This is a genomic window from Achromobacter sp. JUb104 (assembly GCF_024806975.1).
In the GTDB taxonomy this organism is placed as follows: Bacteria; Pseudomonadota; Gammaproteobacteria; order Burkholderiales; family Burkholderiaceae_B; genus Achromobacter; species Achromobacter spanius.
This window is the reverse complement of the sequence record NZ_JANUEY010000005.1, coordinates 124474-142067: the sequence shown is the minus strand read 5'-3', so window position 1 is coordinate 142067 and position 17594 is coordinate 124474. Positions and strand designations below refer to the sequence as shown.

Here is a 17594-nt window from a genome sequence, read left to right as displayed (position 1 = left end):
AGGGCGCGCTGTGGCGCCCTGCCGCAATCGAACAAGCCCTTAAACCAAGCGCGGCGTCCGGCTGTGCGGCCTTCAAAGGCCGCACAGCGGCGCAGCCATTGCATAACGCCAGGGCCAGCTCGCTCGCTGTCTTCCGTGGACGGCATTTGTTCACATCAGGAACGTTCATCATGAAAAACCAATTCTTCGTCGGCGTGGCGTTTGCCACGCTGGCTGCCGCATCGCACGCTGCCGGCAATAGTGACCTCAATGTGACGGGCAAACTCATGCCACCGGCATGCAATGCTCATTTCGGCGGCAACGCAACGCTGGACTTTGACGTCATCGCGTTCAACGCCCTGGACAACAATGGCACGAACCTGGGCAGCAAAGACACCGCCCTGCAAATCAACTGCGGCGGCCCCACGCGCGTCAGCGTTGTCGCGCTGGATAACCGGGCAGGCTCGGGCATCACGATCCAGGAAGCCCCCAACCTGAACTGGCCGTACCAAAACCCCGAAAATGGCAGCAAGTATTCCTGGGGCTTGGGCTTTGCGGACGGCCAAAAAATCAAGACCGGCGCCTTGATCGGGCTGATCACCCCCGCTACCACCACAGTCGATGGGGTGCTGCTGACCACGGCGGGTGCGCAGAAGGTCCTTGCACGCCCCACGGGCAGCAATAGCTGGACGGTGGCGTCGTCGCATTACTCGCTGAACCTTAGCCCTGACCTCGAATACTCGTTCGGCCCGATTGGCGGCCCCGCCGTACCGATTACGAACGCGCAATTGACAATGGGGCTCACGCCCATGATCGGCCAACCGGCGACCTTGCCGTCCGCGAACGAAATTCCGTTGGATGGGTCGATCACGTTCACTTTGCGTTACCTGTGAATATGTTCCGGTGGCATACGCACGATCCTGACCATGTTTGCTGACAGGATGAAAACCGTGCCACGTCTTTTCGTATGCCTGGCCTTGGCCGCTGCAAGCAGCACGCATGCCGCGACCGACCAAGCGAACCTGGTCATCGCCGGTCAACTCACTCCGCCAGCCTGCAACCTGGGGTTTGGCGGAGGGGGGTCCATCGATTTCGGCACGTTGCCGTTTCAAAGCCTGAACCACAACGGCACGTTGCTGCCCGAAGAGCGCCCCCGCTTGGAAATCGTTTGCGGCGGCCCGACGCGCGTCGCGTTCACGGTCCATGAAAACCGTCCGGACAGTGCCTTCACGCATCAGGAAGCCATCGCTGCCGGCATGCCCTGGCCTTATCAAAACCCGGTGAACGGCACGCCCCACGCTTGGGGGCTGGGCCGTATCGATGATGTCAAGATCGGCGCCGTCGTACTGCTGGTGCGCCCCCAGGCCACTGTTGTTGACGGCGTCCCGCCCTTCCTGAGCACGTCCATGGTGCTTTCCCGTCCAACTGGGGCGTCAAGCTGGCCGGTTCAATCGGCCATGGACACCATCAACGTGAATCCGGCTGACGAATACTCGTTCGGCAAAGACGCCTCCGCCATGCCCATCACGACCGCATCCGTCAGCTTGGCCGTGACACCCGTGTTGAACAGAACCGCGGCCTTGCCGACGTCCAACGAAATCCCGCTTGATGGTTCGGTGACGTTCACGTTGCGCTACCTGTAGCCGCACAGCCGGTTGCAAAACAAAAAGGCCCTCGGCTTCATTGAAGCCGAGGGCCTTATGTGTTTCATCTGTACCGGATCGGTATAGCTTGGATGGTGATTACCATCTGTGTTCTTGGCGGACAGAGGGGGATTCGAACCCCCGATACGCTTTTGACGTATACACGCTTTCCAGGCGTGCGCCTTCAACCGCTCGGCCACCTGTCCTAATCGGCATTTTCGTAGGCAAAAAGACACTACGAAAATTGCGAATCCGCGATTCTAGCAGGTTTCGGCGCGACGCAGCAAGCCGAAGCACAAAGGGGGACGCACCGAGCAGTCTAGCTCAGTGTGTTCCCCCTTTTGCCTTTCAGTGCGAGGATGGCGGTTCCTGCTCGCGGTAAGAACTGACCGTGCCGTCCGGCTCGGTTTCTTCCAGCCTGACCTTGAAGCCCCACAGACGCGCCAGATGCTTCATCACCTGCTCGGCATCTTCGCCCGCCAAGGGGCGGCCACGACTCTTCAAATGCCGCAACACCAACGAACGATCCGAATCGCGGTTGAACCGCACCACCTGGATGTCCGGCACCTGGTTGTCGCGGTTGTGCTGTGCGGCCAGCAGGCGGCGAATGTCGCGATAGCCCTCGTCGTTGTGGATGGCGGCCACTTCCAGCTTCGGGTTCGACTGATGGTCCGAGATCGCGAACAAACGGAATTCGCGGATCAGCCGCGGCGACAGGTACTGCGAGATGAAGGACTCGTCCTTGAAGTTGCGCATGGCGAAGTCCAGCGTCTTCTGCCAATCGCCGCCCGCAATATCGGGAAACCACTTCCGATCCTCGGGCGTGGGCGCTTCGCAGATGCGGCGGATGTCCGTCATCATCGCAAAGCCCAGCGCATACGGGTTGATGCCGCCATAGCCGCGTTCGTCAAAGCCGCGCTGGCTGACCACGTTGGTATGGCTTTGCAGGAACTCCATCATGAAGCCGTCGTTGACCAGCCCTTTTTCATGCAGGCGGTTAAGGATGGTGTAGTGCCAGAACGTGGCCCACCCTTCGTTCATGACCTTGGTCTGGGTCTGCGGGTAAAAGTACTGGGCGATCTTGCGCACGATACGCACCAACTCTTTTTGCCACGGCGCCAGCTTAGGCGAGTACTTCTCAATGAAGTACAGCAGGTTCTCTTCGGGCTCCGGCGGAAACACCGATGCCTCTGTGCGCGTGTCCTTGTCCGATTCCAGGCGCGGCAACGTGCGCCACAAGTCGTTGTATTGCAGCCGCGCATGTTCCTTGCGCTCGGCCTGGCGCGCGGCCTCTTCCTTGAAAGACATCGGCGCGGGCCGCTTGTAGCGGTCCACACCGTGGTGCGACAACGCATGGCAGGAATCCAGCAACGATTCCACCGCGTCGATGCCGTAGCGGTCTTCGCACGACATCACATACTTGCGCGCGAACACCAGGTAGTCCAGCACGCCATCGGCATCGGTCCATTGCCGGAACAGGTAATTGCCCTTGAAGAACGAGTTATGCCCGTAGCACGCATGCGCAATCACCAACGCCTGCATCGTCATGGAGTTTTCTTCCATGAGATAAGAGATGCACGGGTTGGAATTGATGACGATCTCGTACGCCAGGCCCTGCATGCCACGCCGGTAGTACTGTTCGTTGCGGATGAATTCCTTGCCGTATGACCAGTGCGGATAGCCGATAGGCAGCCCGGCCGACGCATAAGCGTCCAGCATCTGTTCCGAGGTGATTACCTCGATCTGGTTCGGATACGTGTCCAGGCCGTACTCGGCCGCGACCTTGGAGATCGCGTCGTCATAGGACTGGATCAGTTCGAACGTCCATTCGGAACCTTGGGATATCGGCCGAGCGCCGCCGGCCGTACCCGGCTCCACGAGAGCTCCCACGATGGCATTCATGCGGTTTCCTTCTTGAACAGGTCATGGAACACGGGGAAGATTTCGCCGCGATCGCAGATGCGCCGCATGACGAAATGCGGCTCCAGCTTCTGTTCATACTCGGCCCACAAGCTGCTCTTGCGAGCCTCTTGCGAGTCGGGAATTTCGATATAGGCAAAATACCGTGTCGACGGCAGCAAGTGTTCGGCCAGGAAACGGGCGCTCTTGCCCGCGTCGGCGCCGAACGAATCGCCGTCGCTGGCTTGCGCCGCGTACACGTTCCAGGCCGAGGGCGGATAGCGCTTTTCCAGAATCTCGCGCATCAGCTCCAGCGCGGACAGCACGATGGTGCCGCCGCTCTTGGGGTCGTAGAAGAACGTTTGCTCGTCCACTTCCTCGGCGTTGTCCGTATGGCGGATGAAGACCAGGTCCACGTGCTCGTACTTGCGCGACAGGAACAGATACAGCAGCGTGAAGAAGCGCTTGGCCAGGTCCTTCTTGCCTTCGTCCATGGACCCCGACACGTCCATCAGGCAGAACATGACCGCGCGCGCCATCGGAATGGCGACTGACACCCGATTGCGGTAGCGCAGATCCAGGTCGTCCAGGAACGGCACGCGCGCGAGACGCTCGCGGCAGTCCTCGACATCCTGCTCCAATGTGCGGATGGTCGCGGCGGGCGCACTCGCCGCTCGCGCATCGGCCAAGGCCTTTTCAGCATCTTCAAGATCGGCGCGCGCTTTCACGTTCAGCGCAACACGCCGCGCCAACGATGACTTGAGCGTGCGGCTGATGCTCAACATGCTGGGCGAGCCGGTCGTGGTGTAACCGGCGCGCTGCCATTTTTTCTGGCTGACTTCACCCAACTGGTTGCGCGCCAGATGCGGCAGTTCCAGGTCCTCGAAGAACAGGTTCAGGAATTCGGCGCGCGACAGGCTGAAGGTGAATTGATCAACCGATTCCCCTTCACCCGGGTCGGACCCGCCCTCGCCTTGGCCGCCCTGCGGCCGGTCGATGGTGTCGCCCTTGGCGAATTCGCGGTTGCCAGGGTGCACCATCTCGCGGTCACCGCCCGAGCCGTGCCGGAACGTCGGCTCGGAAATATCCCGGGCGGGCAGGTTGATCTCTCCGCCTTGATCCATATCCTGAATGGAGCGGTCACGGATCATCCCGTGAACCGCCTTGCGGATCTGGTCCTTGTAGCGCCGCAAAAAACGCTCGCGGTTGACGGCGCTTTTATTGCGCCCGTTAAGACGGCGATCGATCAGTGAATTCATGATTCACCTCGCTCAGGAAGACTTCCTCACTCGGAGGTACCACTCGCACAGCAGCCTGACCTGCTTTTCCGTGTAGCCCTTTTCCACCATGCGATCCACGAAGCTCTGGTGTTTCGACTTGTCCTCGGCCGAAGCCTTGGCGTTGAACGAAATCACCGGCAGCAGATCTTCCGTATTCGAGAACATCTTCTTCTCGATCACTTCGCGCAGCTTTTCATAGCTGGTCCAGGTCGGGTTGCGGCCATTGTTATTGGCACGTGCCCGCAGCACGAAGTTCACGATCTCGTTGCGGAAGTCCTTCGGGTTCGCAATTCCAGCAGGTTTCTCGATCTTTTCCAGCTCGTCGTTCAACGCGCTGCGATCGAAGCTTTCGCCTGTTTCCGGGTCGCGGAATTCTTCGTCCTGAATCCAGCAATCGGCAAACGTGACGTAGCGGTCAAAGATGTTCTGGCCGTACTCCGAATACGACTCCAGGTAGGCAGTTTGAATTTCCTTGCCGATGAATTCCGCGTAACGCGGCGCCAGGAACCCTTTGATGAATTCCAGATAGCGCCGGCGGATCTCTTCCGGATAGTCCTCGCGGCCGATCCGTTGTTCCAGCACGTACATCAAATGCACCGGGTTCGCGGCCACTTCTGTCTGGTCGTAGTTGAAGACGCTGGACAGGATCTTGTACGCGAATCGCGTGGACACCCCGTTCATGCCTTCGTCCGTGCCGGCGTAGTCCTTGTATTCCTGCAAGGCCTTGGCCTTCGGGTCTACGTCCTTCAGGCTTTCACCGTCATAGACGCGCAGCTTCGAATAGATGCTGGAGTTCTCGGGTTCCTTCAGGCGGGTCAGCACCGAGAACTGCGCCATCATGTCCAGCGTTCCCGGCGCGCACGGGGCGGACGACAACGAGCTGTGATGCAGCAGTTTTTCGTAGATGCGAACTTCTTCAGACACCTGCAAGCAGTAAGGCACCTTGACGATATAGATACGGTCAAGGAACGCTTCGTTGTGCTTGTTGTTGCGGAAGGTCTGCCATTCGGATTCGTTCGAGTGGGCCAGGATCGTGCCGTTGAACGGAATCGCGGAGAAGCCTTCCGTGCCCTTGAAGTTGCCTTCCTGGGTGGCCGTCAACAAGGGATGCAGCATCTTGATCGGGGCCTTGAACATCTCGACGAATTCCAGCAGGCCCTGATTCGCCAGACACAAGCCGCCGGAATAGCTGTAGGCATCCGGGTCGTCTTGCGAGTGGCGGTCAAGCTTGCGGATATCGACCTTGCCGACCAGCGAGGAAATGTCCTGGTTGTTTTCGTCGCCCGGCTCGGTCTTGGCGATGGCCACCTGGCGCAGCACCGAAGGGTTCAGGCGCACGACGCGGAATTGCGAGATGTCGCCATCGAACTCTTTCAAGCGCTTGACCGCCCAGGGCGACATGATGCCCGTCAGGTATCGGCGCGGAATGCCGTATTCCTTTTCAAGCGTGTCGCCAAAGCGTTCCGGATGGAACAGGCCGAGCGGTGATTCGTTGACGGGCGAGCCCTTCAAGGCATAGATGGGATAGCTTTCCATCAGGGCCTTCAGCCGCTCGGCGATGGACGACTTACCGCCGCCCACGGGCCCCAACAGATAGAGGATTTGCTTGCGCTCTTCCAGCCCCTGCGCGGCGTGTTTGAAGAACGCGACGATCTGCCCGATCACGTCCTCCATGCCGTAGAACTCCTGAAACGCTGGATAGCGCCGGATGGTCCGGTTGGAAAACAAACGGGAAAGACGTGGGTCGTTGCGTGTATCCACGACTTCGGGTTCACCGATTGCCGCCAGCATTCGCTCAGCGGGACTGGCGTACGCCATGGGATCACGTTTGGCGAGGTTCAGATACTCCTCAAGAGAAAGCTCTGACTCCTGCTCTCTTGCATACTGCGACTTGAAGCCTTCGACGATGTTTTGCACGGAAACCTCCTACAACACGCGAAAAATTCACTACGCCTACGTGTCCCCATTGTGCCTCAGTGCCTGCGCATTACTAGACAATCTCGCGATTAGCATTTTCGGCCTGTTGTTATGTTGCTTTCGCCACACAACAACCATGAAGCACGCTCGAACCCTTTCCGTTTAGGCTGCACCCAGCGGACACAAGTTCCGTCAGGGAATGCAACTTACGTGAATAAGTTAACTGGCTCGTCTTCAGCATATTGCTATGGCAGGCACGCGTGGTGCGACTGCACATGAAATGGTCAGCAATGATTTGAAGGGATGAGCGATATCCCGGTGGATTCTTATGATTCGGGCAGTAGCCCGATGCGTCCGCCATGCGATGGCGGCGAACGTTCTGAAGAGCGCGTTGCGCTTCGTTCAGCAGCGTGCCGGTTCGGTTATGAAAAAGCGCCGATATCGCGGCACGGGAATCCGTGGTGACGAGGGCGTGTAGCGCTGTTCGGTGATGGCCGTATGCACGAATCGCCAAGTCATGTGCCTATGCTAAAGCCAATTGACGGTTTTGTGGCAATTCATTTGGCGTAATGATCAAAATCGTAATGCGGGTTTTCAGCAAGAAAACCGGGCGAGCAAACACTCGCAAACTTGCGCCAATTGCCTTGCTGAACGCGACACGGATCATCGCCAAGACGACTTACACGCGGGATTAGCAGCCATTGAGCTTGAGTGCTAGCACGCGCGAAATCGAGCAATGGCTTGCACGGCACTGCACAGCATTCACGACGCAACCGGCGGCAGCGCCACGCGCTGCATAAGTGTGCGCCACGTGCCTTCCACCCGCGCGCGCAGGCGAAAATCCGCGCCCACTTGTGCGCTATCGATGAATGCGTAACGCCGCGCGGCGTCCAGATGCTCAAGCATCGGCAAGCGCACCATGCCCGCTGCATCGCCAAGCAGCACGGGCGCAAAGTACAACAGCAGCTCATCCACACAACCCGCTGCCACCAGCGCGCCGCTCAAGCCCGCGCCGGCCTCGACATGGACCTCGTTGAACTGGGCCTGCGCGAACCATTGCATCATGCCGACAAGGTCCACACGCCCTGGCGTCGGGCCCGGCAACACCACTACTTGCACGTTCTTGTCCGCCAGGCGTGCCGTTTTGGCGGCGTCTTCGCGCGCGGTGAAGACGATAACGGGCCCGCCGTCGAACATGCGGGCGTTCTCGGGAATATCGAACAGGCCGTCCACGACCGCCCTGTGCGGCTGGCGCGGTGTTTCCACTTCGCGCACGTTAAGCAGCGGATCATCTTTCAGCACGGTGCCCATGCCGGTCAGCACCACGCAACTACGCGCGCGCCAACGATGGCCATCCGCACGGGCTTCCGGGCCGGTGATCCATTGGGACATGCCGTTATGCAAGGCGCTGCGGCCATCCAGGGACGCGGCCATCTTCATCCAGACCCAGGGCACGCCACGGCTCATGCGCGAGATGAAACCCGCATTGATGGCCAGCGCTTCTTCGGCGCAAACGCCCGTGGTTACCGCGATGCCTGCCGCGCGCAAGCGGGCAAGCCCTTGGCCGTTGACCAGCGGATTCGGGTCGCCGATGGCCACAACCACGCGCGCCGGCCGGGCCGCCAGCACGGCGTCCACGCACGGCGGCGTGCGCCCGAAGTGGCTGCAAGGCTCCAACGTGACATACAGGGTGGCCCCCTCGACCGTCTCGTTGCGCGCCTGGGCGTCGCGCAATGCGCGGATTTCAGCATGTGGGCCACCCGGCGGTTGAGTCGCTCCCTCGCCCAGCACACGGCCGTCGCGCACGATCACGCACCCTACGCGAGGGTTGGGCGTGGTGGTGTAGAGCACGCTCTCGGCCTGCGCCAGGGCGCGCCGCATCCAGAAGATATCGTCGGAATCGCTTGGGGTCGTCATGGCGGAATTGTATGTCCGGCGACAGGCCTGCGGTGCCTCGCCGCCCACTGCCAAGAGGTATGCTGGCGTCATGCGCGCCTTTTACGTGTATGTCCGTTTTGGGCCGCTACGTGGCTTGGGGCGATCTCGCGGGCGGCGGGAATTACCCGCAGAATGTGTTCACCCCCTCTAAAACCCTAGGCCAGGAGCCCGGAACATGAAGCAAGCACTGATCGTCATCGACGTACAAGAGTCCTTCCGTCACCGTCCGTTTTGGGACGAAGCTGAGTATCCCGCATTTCTGACCAAGATCCAGGGCTTGATCGATGCCGCCAACGCCCAGGGTATTCCAGTGCTTCAGGTGTTTCACAAAAGCCCGTCCGACGATGCCGCCAACCCGTTTTCACTGGCCTCGGGGCATGTCAGGACGCTCGAAGAATTGCGAATTTCTCCCAGCGCGGTGTTCCACAAAACCGTGCATTCGTCGCTGTATGCACAGGGCGCGAATGGCGCCACGCTGCATGACTGGCTGCGCGAAAACGGCATCGAAGGCATCATCGTCAGCGGCATTCGTACCGAACAGTGCTGCGAAACGACCTCGCGCCACGCCAGCGACGCCGGCTTCAAAGTCGTGTTCCCGACGGACGCCACGCTGACCTTCGCCATGCAGAGCCCGTCGGGCAAGCACTACACGCCCGCCGAAATCCGGGACCACACCGAGCTGGTGCTGAACGGCCGCTTTGCCCGCGTCACCCACGCCGCCGACGCACTGGCCGGCTGAACAAGGCAGAGCCACGCATGATCCCCGTGCATTTCATCCTGACGCGGGGCATCGTCCTGCTGGACCTGGCGGGGCCCGCCGAGGCGTTCCGCGTCGCGGAAAAGCTATGCCCGGGAACCTTCGAACAACACTTCTGCGGCCCGACGCCTGAAGTGGAAAGCGGTCTGCCGGGCTTGAATCTGGCGCGCATCCGGCCATTGCCGACCGCACTGCCCGCCAACGCGCTTGTCATTATTTCGGGCGTGGTGGGCAAGCACACGCGCCTGGACTCGCCGGATGCGCACAGCATCATCGACTGGCTGGCCGTGCGCCACCCCGCGGACGAGTTCACGCTGATGACGGTGTGCGCCGGCGCGCTGTTCGCCGCCTCCGCCGGACTGACCCGCCAGCGCGACTGCACCACGCATCATTCCTGTCTGGCGCAGTTGGCCGACATCGACCCCAGTGCGCGCGTGCACGACAACCGCATCTTCGTCGAAGACGGCAACCTGGTCAGCAGCGCCGGCATCACGGCGGGCATCGACCTGGCGCTGCATATGGTGGCGCGCCATTGCGGGCCGCGTGTGGCCAGCGAGGTGGCGCGCGACATGGTTGTCTACCAGCGTCGCGCGGGCACGGACACCACGCTTTCGCCGTGGCTGGAGCACCGCAGCCACATGCACCCCGGCGTACACCGCGTCCAGGACGCGGTGATCCGCAATCCGGCGGCGCCGTGGTCCGCCCAATCGTTAGCGGACCATGCACACACCAGCCCGCGCCACCTGACGCGGCTGTTTCGTGAACACGCCGGCTGCACGCCGATGGACTATCTCTATCAGATCCGGGTGGCGCTGGCACGCGACCTGCTGCGCGAAACGCGATTGGATCTGGAGCGCGTGGCGGAGAAATCCGGTTTCGGATCCGCGCAGCACATGCGCCGAGTCTGGCGCAAGTTCCAGCCGAATACGCCTAGCCTGGCGCGGTCGGCCCCCATGCAATAACGGCGCCGAAGCGCCGTTATCCGCCGTCATGTGAACAGCGTTTATTCCTTGCGCAGCTTGCCCGGCAGCAGCGGCCCTTGCATTTCGCGGATGGCCTCAACGAATTCGCCGATGTCCTCGAAGCTCTTGTAGACGGATGCAAAGCGAACGTAAGCCACCTTGTCCAGCTTGCGCAGTTCGTTCATGACAAGTTCGCCGATATGTTCGGACGGCACTTCACGCAGCCCGCTGGCCAGCAATTGCTCTTCGATGCGGGCGACCGCCGCATCCACGTCTTCGGTGCTGACGGGGCGCTTGCGCAACGCCAGGCTCAGGCTGGCGCGCAATTTGACGGGGTCGTAATCGCTGCGGCTGCCGTTGCGCTTCACGATGGAAGGCATGGCAAGCTCAACCCGTTCATAGGTGGTGAAGCGCTTGTCACAGGACAGGCAACGGCGGCGGCGACGAATGGCATCGCCCTCTTCCGAGACCCGGCTGTCGACAACCTGCGTTTCGGCATGGCCGCAAAATGGACACCGCATGTGTGTTCCCTATAGGCACGGATAGCAAAATTTGAGCATATTGTAACGACGCTCCCCCGGGAAGCGTCGAGACGGGCTAATTCGTCCCCAATATCATCACGGCTAGCAACGAGGATAGCGCCCGCCGCCCTGAAAGCAAAGGGACGGCGCCTTGCGGGGCCGTCCCTTTCTGTAGCGGCCCTTCGGCGGGAAGCCCCCGAAGGTTTACCGCTGGCTGCTTATTGCTTGCTGTAGACCGGCAGGCGCGAGGTCAGTTCATTGACGCGGGCGCGCACGGCGGCGATGTTGGCTTCGTCGCGCGGATTGTCCAGCACGTCGGCGATCAGGTTGGCGGTGAGTTCGGCCTCGGCTTCGGTGAAGCCGCGCGTGGTCATGGCCGGCGTGCCCAGGCGGATGCCGCTGGTCACGAAGGGCTTTTCCGGATCGTTCGGGATGGCGTTCTTGTTGACCGTGATGTGGGCTTGGCCCAGCACCGCTTCCGCTTCCTTGCCCGTGATGCCCTTGGCGCGCAGGTCAACCAGCATGACGTGGCTTTCGGTGCGGCCGGAGACGATGCGCAGGCCGCGCTTGACCAGCGTGTCAGCCAAGACCTTGGCGTTCTTGACCACTTGCTGCGCGTAGTCCTTGAAGCTGGGGTCCAGCGCTTCCTTGAACGCCACGGCCTTGCCGGCGATGACGTGCATCAGCGGGCCGCCTTGAATGCCCGGGAAGATGGCCGAATTGATGATCTTTTCGTGCTCGGCCTTCATCATGATGACGCCGCCGCGCGGGCCGCGCAGCGACTTGTGCGTGGTCGACGTGACGAAGTCGGCGTGCGGAACCGGGTTGGGGTAGGCGCCGCCGGCAACCAGACCCGCGTAGTGGGCGATGTCGACCATGAACAGCGCGCCGTTTTCACGCGCGATGCGGGCCATGCGCTCGAAATCGATGTGCAGGGCATAGGCCGATGCGCCAGCCACGATCAGCTTGGGCTTGTGTTCCTTGGCCAGTTGTTCGACTTGCGCATAGTTCAGGACTTCGTTTTCGTCCAGGCCATACGAGATGAAGTTGTACAGCTTGCCGGAAGCGTTGACCGACGCGCCGTGCGTCAGGTGGCCGCCTTCGGCCAGGCTCATGCCCAGCACGGTGTCGCCCGGCTTCAGCACGGCCATGTACACGCCCTGGTTGGCCTGCGAACCCGAGTTGGGCTGCACGTTGGCGGCTTCGGCACCGAAGATCTGCTTCAGGCGATCAATGGCCAATTGTTCAACCACGTCCACGTACTCGCAACCGCCGTAGTAACGCTTGCCCGGGTAGCCTTCGGCGTACTTGTTCGTGAGCTGCGTGCCCTGAGCTTGCATGACGGCCGGGCTGGCATAGTTCTCCGAAGCGATCAGCTCGATGTGCTGCTCTTGGCGTACGTCTTCCTTCTGGATGGCGGCCCAAACGTCCGGGTCAGCCTTGGACAAGGTGAGGTTGCGGTCAAACATGACGGGGGATTCCTGAGGCGGTAAGAGAGGAGAAAGCAGTGTCGGGTGGGTAAACCCGAAGAATTCGGTTAGTTTACCCCGTCAGCCGAAATCAAATGCCGCCCAAATGCGCCGAAGGTGAGCAAAAACCGTGCGACGAGCACGAAAACCACGCTATCGCACGGCGCCCGAAAACCGCTCTCAATCCGACTTGAGAAACTTTCATGCAAACCGCCCTGCCAAGAATCTACTCGCTAGTAGCTGACGGGCCGCGTACGGATGGCAAACGAAAAAAAGCCGCGATAGCGATATCGCGGCTTTTTGCGCTGCCAGACGCGCCAAACAGTTACGAGGCGGAGGTCGCGCCGATCTGCTTGGGCGCCAGCCGGGGATTCAGCGTGTAGGTGCCCGTGACGGAAGCCTGGGCCAGCACGTGTTTCTGCATGGCGCGCAGCGCGTCTTCGCCCGTGAACGAGCCGTTCAGGTTCAGGCTGCCGACGTCCAGCGCATACAGGGTGAAGACGTAGCGGTGCACGATGGAATCGTTCCATGGCGGGCACGGGCCGTCGTAACCGAAGTAGTCGCCGCTCATGTCGTGGTCGTTGGCGAACCACGACGAATACGAGTTGATGCCCTGGCGGGCATCCATCGGCGCCAGCGGGCCGCCTTTTCCGCGCGGCGTGATGCCATTGGAAAAGGCGCCTTCGTCGATGTCCCGCAGGTCCGCCGGCAGATCCACCAGCACCCAATGGAAGAAATCCACGCGCGGCAGGTCGGCCGGCACTTCGCGGCCTTCCTGGTTGACGTCATCGGGCCGCGACGGCACGTCCGGATCATGGCAGATCAACGCGAACGACTGCGTTCCCGCTGGGACATCGTCCCAGGAAAACTGCGGGTTGTAGTTATCGGCCAGCGCGACGTGCGATTGCGCATCGATCTTGCCGAACGCATAGCGTTCCGGAATCGACTCGTGATCGGAAAAAGACAAACTCGAAAGTTCCATGTCGTGCTCCTTGAAATGCCGCAAAGGCGTACCAGCCCTTGTCCGTTTGCTCAGCGTATCAAAACTTCGCAATCATGGGTTCAAGTTAACACGCGCGAACTTGCGCTTGCCCACCTGCACCACGTAAGTTCCAGCCGGCAATTGCAACGATTTATCTTCGACCCGATCGCCGTTGACGCGCACCCCGCCCTGCTCCACGTTGCGCTGGGCTTCCGAGCCGGAGGCCACCAGGCCCGCCTCGCGCAGCAGCTTCAGGATGCCCACCGGCGCGCCGCCAATGTTCACTTCGGGCATGTCTTCGGGAATGGCGCCGTCACGGAAGCGCGCCTCGAAAGCGGCCAGCGCGTCGTCCGCCGCCTTGGCGGAATGGAAGCGGGTGATGATTTCCTGAGCCAGCATGACTTTCGCATCGCGGGGGTTGCGTCCGCCATCCGTCTCTTGCTTGAGAGCGGCGATGTCTTCCAGCGACCGGAAGGACAGCAGTTCGAAATACCGCCACATCAGCGTGTCGGAAATCGACATGAGCTTGCCGAACATCGAGTCGGGCGACTCCGAAATACCGATGTAGTTGCCCTTGGACTTGGACATTTTCTCGACGCCGTCCGTACCCACCAGCAGCGGCATCGTCAAAATGCACTGGGGCTCCTGGCCATATTCCTTTTGCAGCTCGCGCCCGACCAGCAGGTTGAATTTCTGATCGGTGCCCCCCAGCTCCAGATCGGACTTCAGCGCCACGGAGTCATAACCCTGCATCAAGGGATATAGGAATTCGTGCACCGAAATCGGGATGCCGCCCTTGAACCGCTTGGTGAAGTCTTCACGTTCCATCATGCGGGCCACCGTATAGCGCGAGGCCAGCTGGATCATGCCGCGCGCGCCCAGGGGGTCGCACCATTCGGAGTTGTAACGGATCTCGGTGCGTGCCGGATCCAGCACCAGGCTGGCTTGCGCGTAGTAGGTCTTGGCGTTGGACTCGATCTGTTCGCGGGTCAGCGGCGGGCGGGTGCTGTTGCGGCCGCTGGGGTCGCCAATGGTGGAGGTGAAGTCGCCAATCAGGAAAATGACGTTGTGCCCCAGATCCTGCAATTGGCGCATCTTGTTCAGCACCACCGTATGGCCCAGGTGGATGTCCGGCGCGGTGGGGTCCAACCCCAGCTTGATGCGCAGCGGCACGCCGGTCGCGCGGCTCTTGGCCAGCTTGCGAGCAAACTCGGATTCAACCAGCAATTCGTCGCAGCCGCGCTTGGCTATACGCAGATCGGCTTCAACTTCAGGAGAAATAGGGGCTTCAGAGGGAGACATGGCAGGGGGACCAAAGCGGCTTCAGCCGACAAAAAGGTGTAAAAAGTGACGAAAACTATCGAAAATTCTAGCCGAATCAGCTAGGATACCGCCCAATCATACGCAACTGCCATCTATACGCAGTTGCGGTTCGGCCTACCACCCGTTGTTCACAAGATGCGCCTAGCGCCAGCCCTTGCCCCGGATCTCGGATGCGCGGGGGCCGATCGTGTTACGCACCCTGCGAGCCCAGCTACCTGAGAGGGTTACTTCACGATGAATCGTGGCCTCCACGAACTGGCGAGTAGCATCAAGCGCAAAGTTGCTGCCCTGTTTGCGCCCGTTGAGCCCAAGCCCCATCGCTCGGGACTTTTCCGCCGCACTCTTCTCGTCACCGCAATCGGTTTGTTTGCCGGCGCCGCCGCCTTGGGCATGGTGCAGCAACCCGACCGCTCCGAACTCCCCCCGTCCCGCATTATCCAGAGCGTTCTGCCGCTGACCGCCGAGCAAGTCGAAGTCAGCACGCCGAGCGCCGCCCCGTACATCAGCGAAACGCGCATCCGCCCTGGCGACACGCTCTCGGCGGTGCTGCAACGGCTGGAGCTGGACGCGCCCAACCTGCAAAGCTTCCTGACGCACGACGCCAGCGCCCGCAGCATCTACAAGCTTTATCCCGGCCGCTCGGTACAGGCCGCCACGGACGAACAAGGCAACCTGGTCTGGCTGCGTTACATCCACACGCCCGGCAACGAGTCTGACGGCCAGGTCGTGACGCGCATGCTGCATGTTGCCCCGTCGGGCGATAGCTACAAGGCCGAGGAAGTCACCGAAAGCACCGACCGCCAAACCCGGGTGGCCGTGGGCACGATCAAGTCGTCGCTCTTCGGCGCCACCGACGGCGCCGGTATCCCGGATTCGGTCACCATGCAGATGGCCGACATTCTCAGCGCCAAGATCGACTTCCTGCGCGACCTGCGCCAAGGCGACCAGTTCCGCGTGGTGTATGAAGTCCGTTCGCACGACGGCCGCTACGCCGGCGCGGGCCGCGTTCTGGCCCTGGAATTCATCAACGGCGGCAAAACCTACAACGCCGTATGGTTCAGCCCGGACGAAAAGTCGGGTTCGTATTACGACTTCGATGGCACCAGCCTGCGCGGCGCCTTCCTGCGCACCGCGTTGAAGTTCAGCCGCATCAGCTCCACGTTCGGCATGCGCATGCACCCGATCCACAAAACCTGGACGGGCCACAAGGGCGTGGACTACGCCGCGCCTTCGGGCACGCCGATCCACGCCACGGCCGACGGCACGGTTGAATTCTCGGGCTGGCAGAACGGCTACGGCAACGTGGTCATCGTGAAGCATCACGGCCAGTATTCGACGCTGTACGCTCACCAGAGCCGCATCGCCGCCGGCATCACCAAGGGCTCCAAGATCTCGCAAGGTCAGTTGCTGGGTTACGTGGGATCCACGGGTTGGGCCACCGGCCCGCACCTGCATTACGAGTTCCGCGTCAACAACGTGCCCATCGATCCCCTGTCGGTCGACCTGCCTGTTGCCCGCGCCCTGGAACCGGCGGAAGCCCGCGCGTTCAACCAGGCCGTGGCGCCCTACAAGCAACAGATCCTGCTGCTGACGCAGTTCCAGCAGACGCTGCCCGATGCGCTGACCAACGTGGCCAGCCGCTAGACGGCGCGCAACAGCCAACGTCCCAAAAGGCGGCCCGCGCACACTCTGCCGGCCGCCTTTTTCTTTCTTCGAGGCGCCCGTGAGTTCCACCGTACCTGTATCGCCCGCCAGCGCGGCGCTCTATATCGGCTTGATGTCCGGCACCAGCGTGGATGGCGTGGACGGTGTGCTGGTGCGTTTGGGCGACACGCAAGCACCGCAAGTGCTGTCCAGCGCCAGCCTGCCCATGCCGGAAAACCTGCGGCACGAGCTCTTGGCGTTGAATCGGTCTGGCGACGACGAACTAGCGCGCGCCAGCCTTGCCGCCAATGCGCTGGCCAGGCTGTATGCCCAAGCCGTGGCCGCCTTGCTGCAAGACGCGGGGCTGCATGCCCGCGATGTGACTGCCATCGGCGCCCACGGCCAGACCGTCAGGCACCGGCCGGACAGCGGCTACACCGTGCAACTTAACGCGCCCGCGCTGCTTGCAGAACTGAGCGGCATTGATGTGGTGGCGGATTTCCGCAGCCGCGACGTGGCGGCGGGCGGCCAGGGCGCGCCGCTGGTTCCGCCCTTTCACGCCGCAATCTTCGGCGCGCCGCAAGGCCGCGCCGTCCTTAACCTGGGCGGCATCGCCAACGTCACGCTGCTCGCGCCCGGCCTGCCCGTACGAGGCTTCGATACGGGGCCCGCCAATGTCTTTCTGGATGCGTGGTGCCAACGGCATCTGGGGCAGCCCTATGACGCTGATGGCCGTTGGGCTGCCACGGGCAAGGTCATCGCCCCCCTGCTTGAACAGTTGATTGCCAGCGAACCCTGGTTCGCCCTGCCGGCGCCCAAATCCACCGGACGCGACCTGTTCAACCTGCAATGGCTGGACGACCGTCTGGCGGCCTTTGACGGCCCCACACCGGCGCCCCAGGACGTGCAGGCCACGTTGCAGCGCCTGACGGCCCGAACCGTCGCGAACGCCATCGACGCGGCCGCCGCGCACACGCAGGAAGTTTTTGTCTGCGGAGGCGGCGCCCGCAACGCCGGCCTTATGCAGGAACTGGCATATTGCCTGCAGCGCCCCGTGCATCCGACAGACGTGCTTGGCGTGCCGGCGCAGCAAGTCGAGGCGCTGGCATTCGCATGGCTTGCGCAGGCCTTCGTCCAGCGCAAGCCCGCCGGACAGCCAGCGGTGACGGGAGCTCGCGGCCCGCGGGTCCTGGGCGCGTTGTATCCCGCATAACGATCTCTAGGGATCCCTTAGCGCGCATCGCGTGCGCGTATTCCGTGACCCATGCAAAAAGCCCTTC

At 61.8% G+C, this 17594-nt stretch carries 14 protein-coding genes and 1 tRNA gene; 6 read left to right on the top strand and 9 right to left on the bottom strand.

The window, feature by feature from the left end; all coding sequences use genetic code 11:
- Positions 1-170: 170 nt before the first annotated feature.
- Complete coding sequence (locus tag M2361_RS28005; RefSeq protein ID WP_259253007.1) at positions 171-872, top strand: DUF1120 domain-containing protein; 702 nt, start codon at positions 171-173, stop codon at positions 870-872.
- Between the two features lie 57 nt (positions 873-929).
- Entirely contained in the window at positions 930-1622 is a 693-nt protein-coding gene (locus tag M2361_RS28000; protein ID WP_259253006.1) for a DUF1120 domain-containing protein, read from the top strand.
- Between the two features lie 115 nt (positions 1623-1737).
- Here M2361_RS28000 and M2361_RS27995 read toward each other — a convergent pair.
- The 5 genes from M2361_RS27995 to ribD form a co-directional block, all read right to left on the bottom strand.
- Positions 1738-1828 (bottom strand) — tRNA-Ser (locus tag M2361_RS27995).
- A gap of 142 nt (positions 1829-1970) precedes the next feature.
- The gene (locus M2361_RS27990; protein ID WP_259253004.1) at positions 1971-3524 is read right to left on the bottom strand and encodes a SpoVR family protein; all 1554 of its coding nucleotides are present in this window, start codon (positions 3522-3524) and stop codon (positions 1971-1973) included.
- Positions 3521-4780 carry a YeaH/YhbH family protein gene (locus M2361_RS27985; protein WP_100853184.1) on the bottom strand — a complete coding sequence of 420 codons (1260 nt, stop codon included), beginning with the start codon at positions 4778-4780 and terminating at the stop codon, positions 3521-3523. The genes M2361_RS27990 and M2361_RS27985 overlap by 4 nt, the downstream gene beginning before the upstream one ends.
- A gap of 12 nt (positions 4781-4792) precedes the next feature.
- A complete protein-coding gene (locus tag M2361_RS27980) occupies positions 4793-6709 on the bottom strand; it encodes a PrkA family serine protein kinase (protein ID WP_391441073.1) in 1917 nt (638 codons plus the stop codon).
- Between the two features lie 771 nt (positions 6710-7480).
- Complete coding sequence (gene ribD / locus M2361_RS27975) at positions 7481-8635, bottom strand: bifunctional diaminohydroxyphosphoribosylaminopyrimidine deaminase/5-amino-6-(5-phosphoribosylamino)uracil reductase RibD (protein ID WP_259253003.1); 1155 nt, start codon at positions 8633-8635, stop codon at positions 7481-7483.
- A 196-nt stretch (positions 8636-8831) separates the two neighbouring features.
- Here ribD and M2361_RS27970 point away from each other — a divergent pair, with 196 nt between their 5' ends.
- Positions 8832-9395, top strand: coding sequence for a cysteine hydrolase family protein (locus tag M2361_RS27970; protein ID WP_259253002.1), 564 nt, complete (start codon positions 8832-8834; stop codon positions 9393-9395).
- 17 nt (positions 9396-9412) lie between these two features.
- Positions 9413-10375, top strand: a complete 963-nt coding sequence (locus tag M2361_RS27965) for a GlxA family transcriptional regulator (RefSeq protein ID WP_259253001.1) — start codon at positions 9413-9415, stop codon at positions 10373-10375.
- A 41-nt stretch (positions 10376-10416) separates the two neighbouring features.
- Here M2361_RS27965 and nrdR read toward each other — a convergent pair whose 3' ends face one another.
- The 4 genes from nrdR to tyrS form a co-directional block, all read right to left on the bottom strand.
- The gene (gene nrdR, locus M2361_RS27960; RefSeq protein ID WP_006217321.1) at positions 10417-10896 is read right to left on the bottom strand and encodes a transcriptional regulator NrdR; all 480 of its coding nucleotides are present in this window, start codon (positions 10894-10896) and stop codon (positions 10417-10419) included.
- Between the two features lie 218 nt (positions 10897-11114).
- Positions 11115-12365, bottom strand: a complete 1251-nt coding sequence (gene glyA / locus M2361_RS27955) for a serine hydroxymethyltransferase (protein ID WP_259253000.1) — start codon at positions 12363-12365, stop codon at positions 11115-11117.
- A gap of 325 nt (positions 12366-12690) precedes the next feature.
- A complete protein-coding gene (locus M2361_RS27950; protein WP_259252999.1) occupies positions 12691-13347 on the bottom strand; it encodes a YbhB/YbcL family Raf kinase inhibitor-like protein in 657 nt (218 codons plus the stop codon).
- Between the two features lie 72 nt (positions 13348-13419).
- On the bottom strand, positions 13420-14649 hold the full coding sequence (tyrS, locus tag M2361_RS27945) for a tyrosine--tRNA ligase (RefSeq protein WP_259252998.1): 1230 nt from the start codon (positions 14647-14649) through the stop codon (positions 13420-13422).
- Positions 14650-14904: 255 nt separating this feature from the next.
- Here tyrS and M2361_RS27940 point away from each other — a divergent pair, with 255 nt between their 5' ends.
- A complete protein-coding gene (locus M2361_RS27940) occupies positions 14905-16314 on the top strand; it encodes a M23 family metallopeptidase (RefSeq protein WP_259252997.1) in 1410 nt (469 codons plus the stop codon).
- A gap of 79 nt (positions 16315-16393) precedes the next feature.
- On the top strand, positions 16394-17527 hold the full coding sequence (locus M2361_RS27935; protein ID WP_259252996.1) for an anhydro-N-acetylmuramic acid kinase: 1134 nt from the start codon (positions 16394-16396) through the stop codon (positions 17525-17527).
- The last annotated feature ends 67 nt before the right edge of the window (positions 17528-17594 follow it).

Bases quoted from the DNA above. Each gene is read 5' to 3' on its own strand.
- M2361_RS28005 (WP_259253007.1), top strand. From the start codon at position 171: ATGAAAAACCAATTCTTCGTCGGCGTGGCGTTTGCCACGCTGGCTGCC.
- M2361_RS27990 (WP_259253004.1), bottom strand. From the start codon at position 3,524: ATGAATGCCATCGTGGGAGCTCTCGTGGAGCCGGGTACGGCCGGCGGC.
- M2361_RS27985 (WP_100853184.1), bottom strand. From the start codon at position 4,780: ATGAATTCACTGATCGATCGCCGTCTTAACGGGCGCAATAAAAGCGCC.
- ribD (WP_259253003.1), bottom strand. From the start codon at position 8,635: ATGACGACCCCAAGCGATTCCGACGATATCTTCTGGATGCGGCGCGCC.
- M2361_RS27970 (WP_259253002.1), top strand. From the start codon at position 8,832: ATGAAGCAAGCACTGATCGTCATCGACGTACAAGAGTCCTTCCGTCAC.
- M2361_RS27965 (WP_259253001.1), top strand. From the start codon at position 9,413: ATGATCCCCGTGCATTTCATCCTGACGCGGGGCATCGTCCTGCTGGAC.
- nrdR (WP_006217321.1), bottom strand. From the start codon at position 10,896: ATGCGGTGTCCATTTTGCGGCCATGCCGAAACGCAGGTTGTCGACAGC.
- glyA (WP_259253000.1), bottom strand. From the start codon at position 12,365: ATGTTTGACCGCAACCTCACCTTGTCCAAGGCTGACCCGGACGTTTGG.
- M2361_RS27950 (WP_259252999.1), bottom strand. From the start codon at position 13,347: ATGGAACTTTCGAGTTTGTCTTTTTCCGATCACGAGTCGATTCCGGAA.
- tyrS (WP_259252998.1), bottom strand. From the start codon at position 14,649: ATGTCTCCCTCTGAAGCCCCTATTTCTCCTGAAGTTGAAGCCGATCTG.
- M2361_RS27940 (WP_259252997.1), top strand. From the start codon at position 14,905: ATGAATCGTGGCCTCCACGAACTGGCGAGTAGCATCAAGCGCAAAGTT.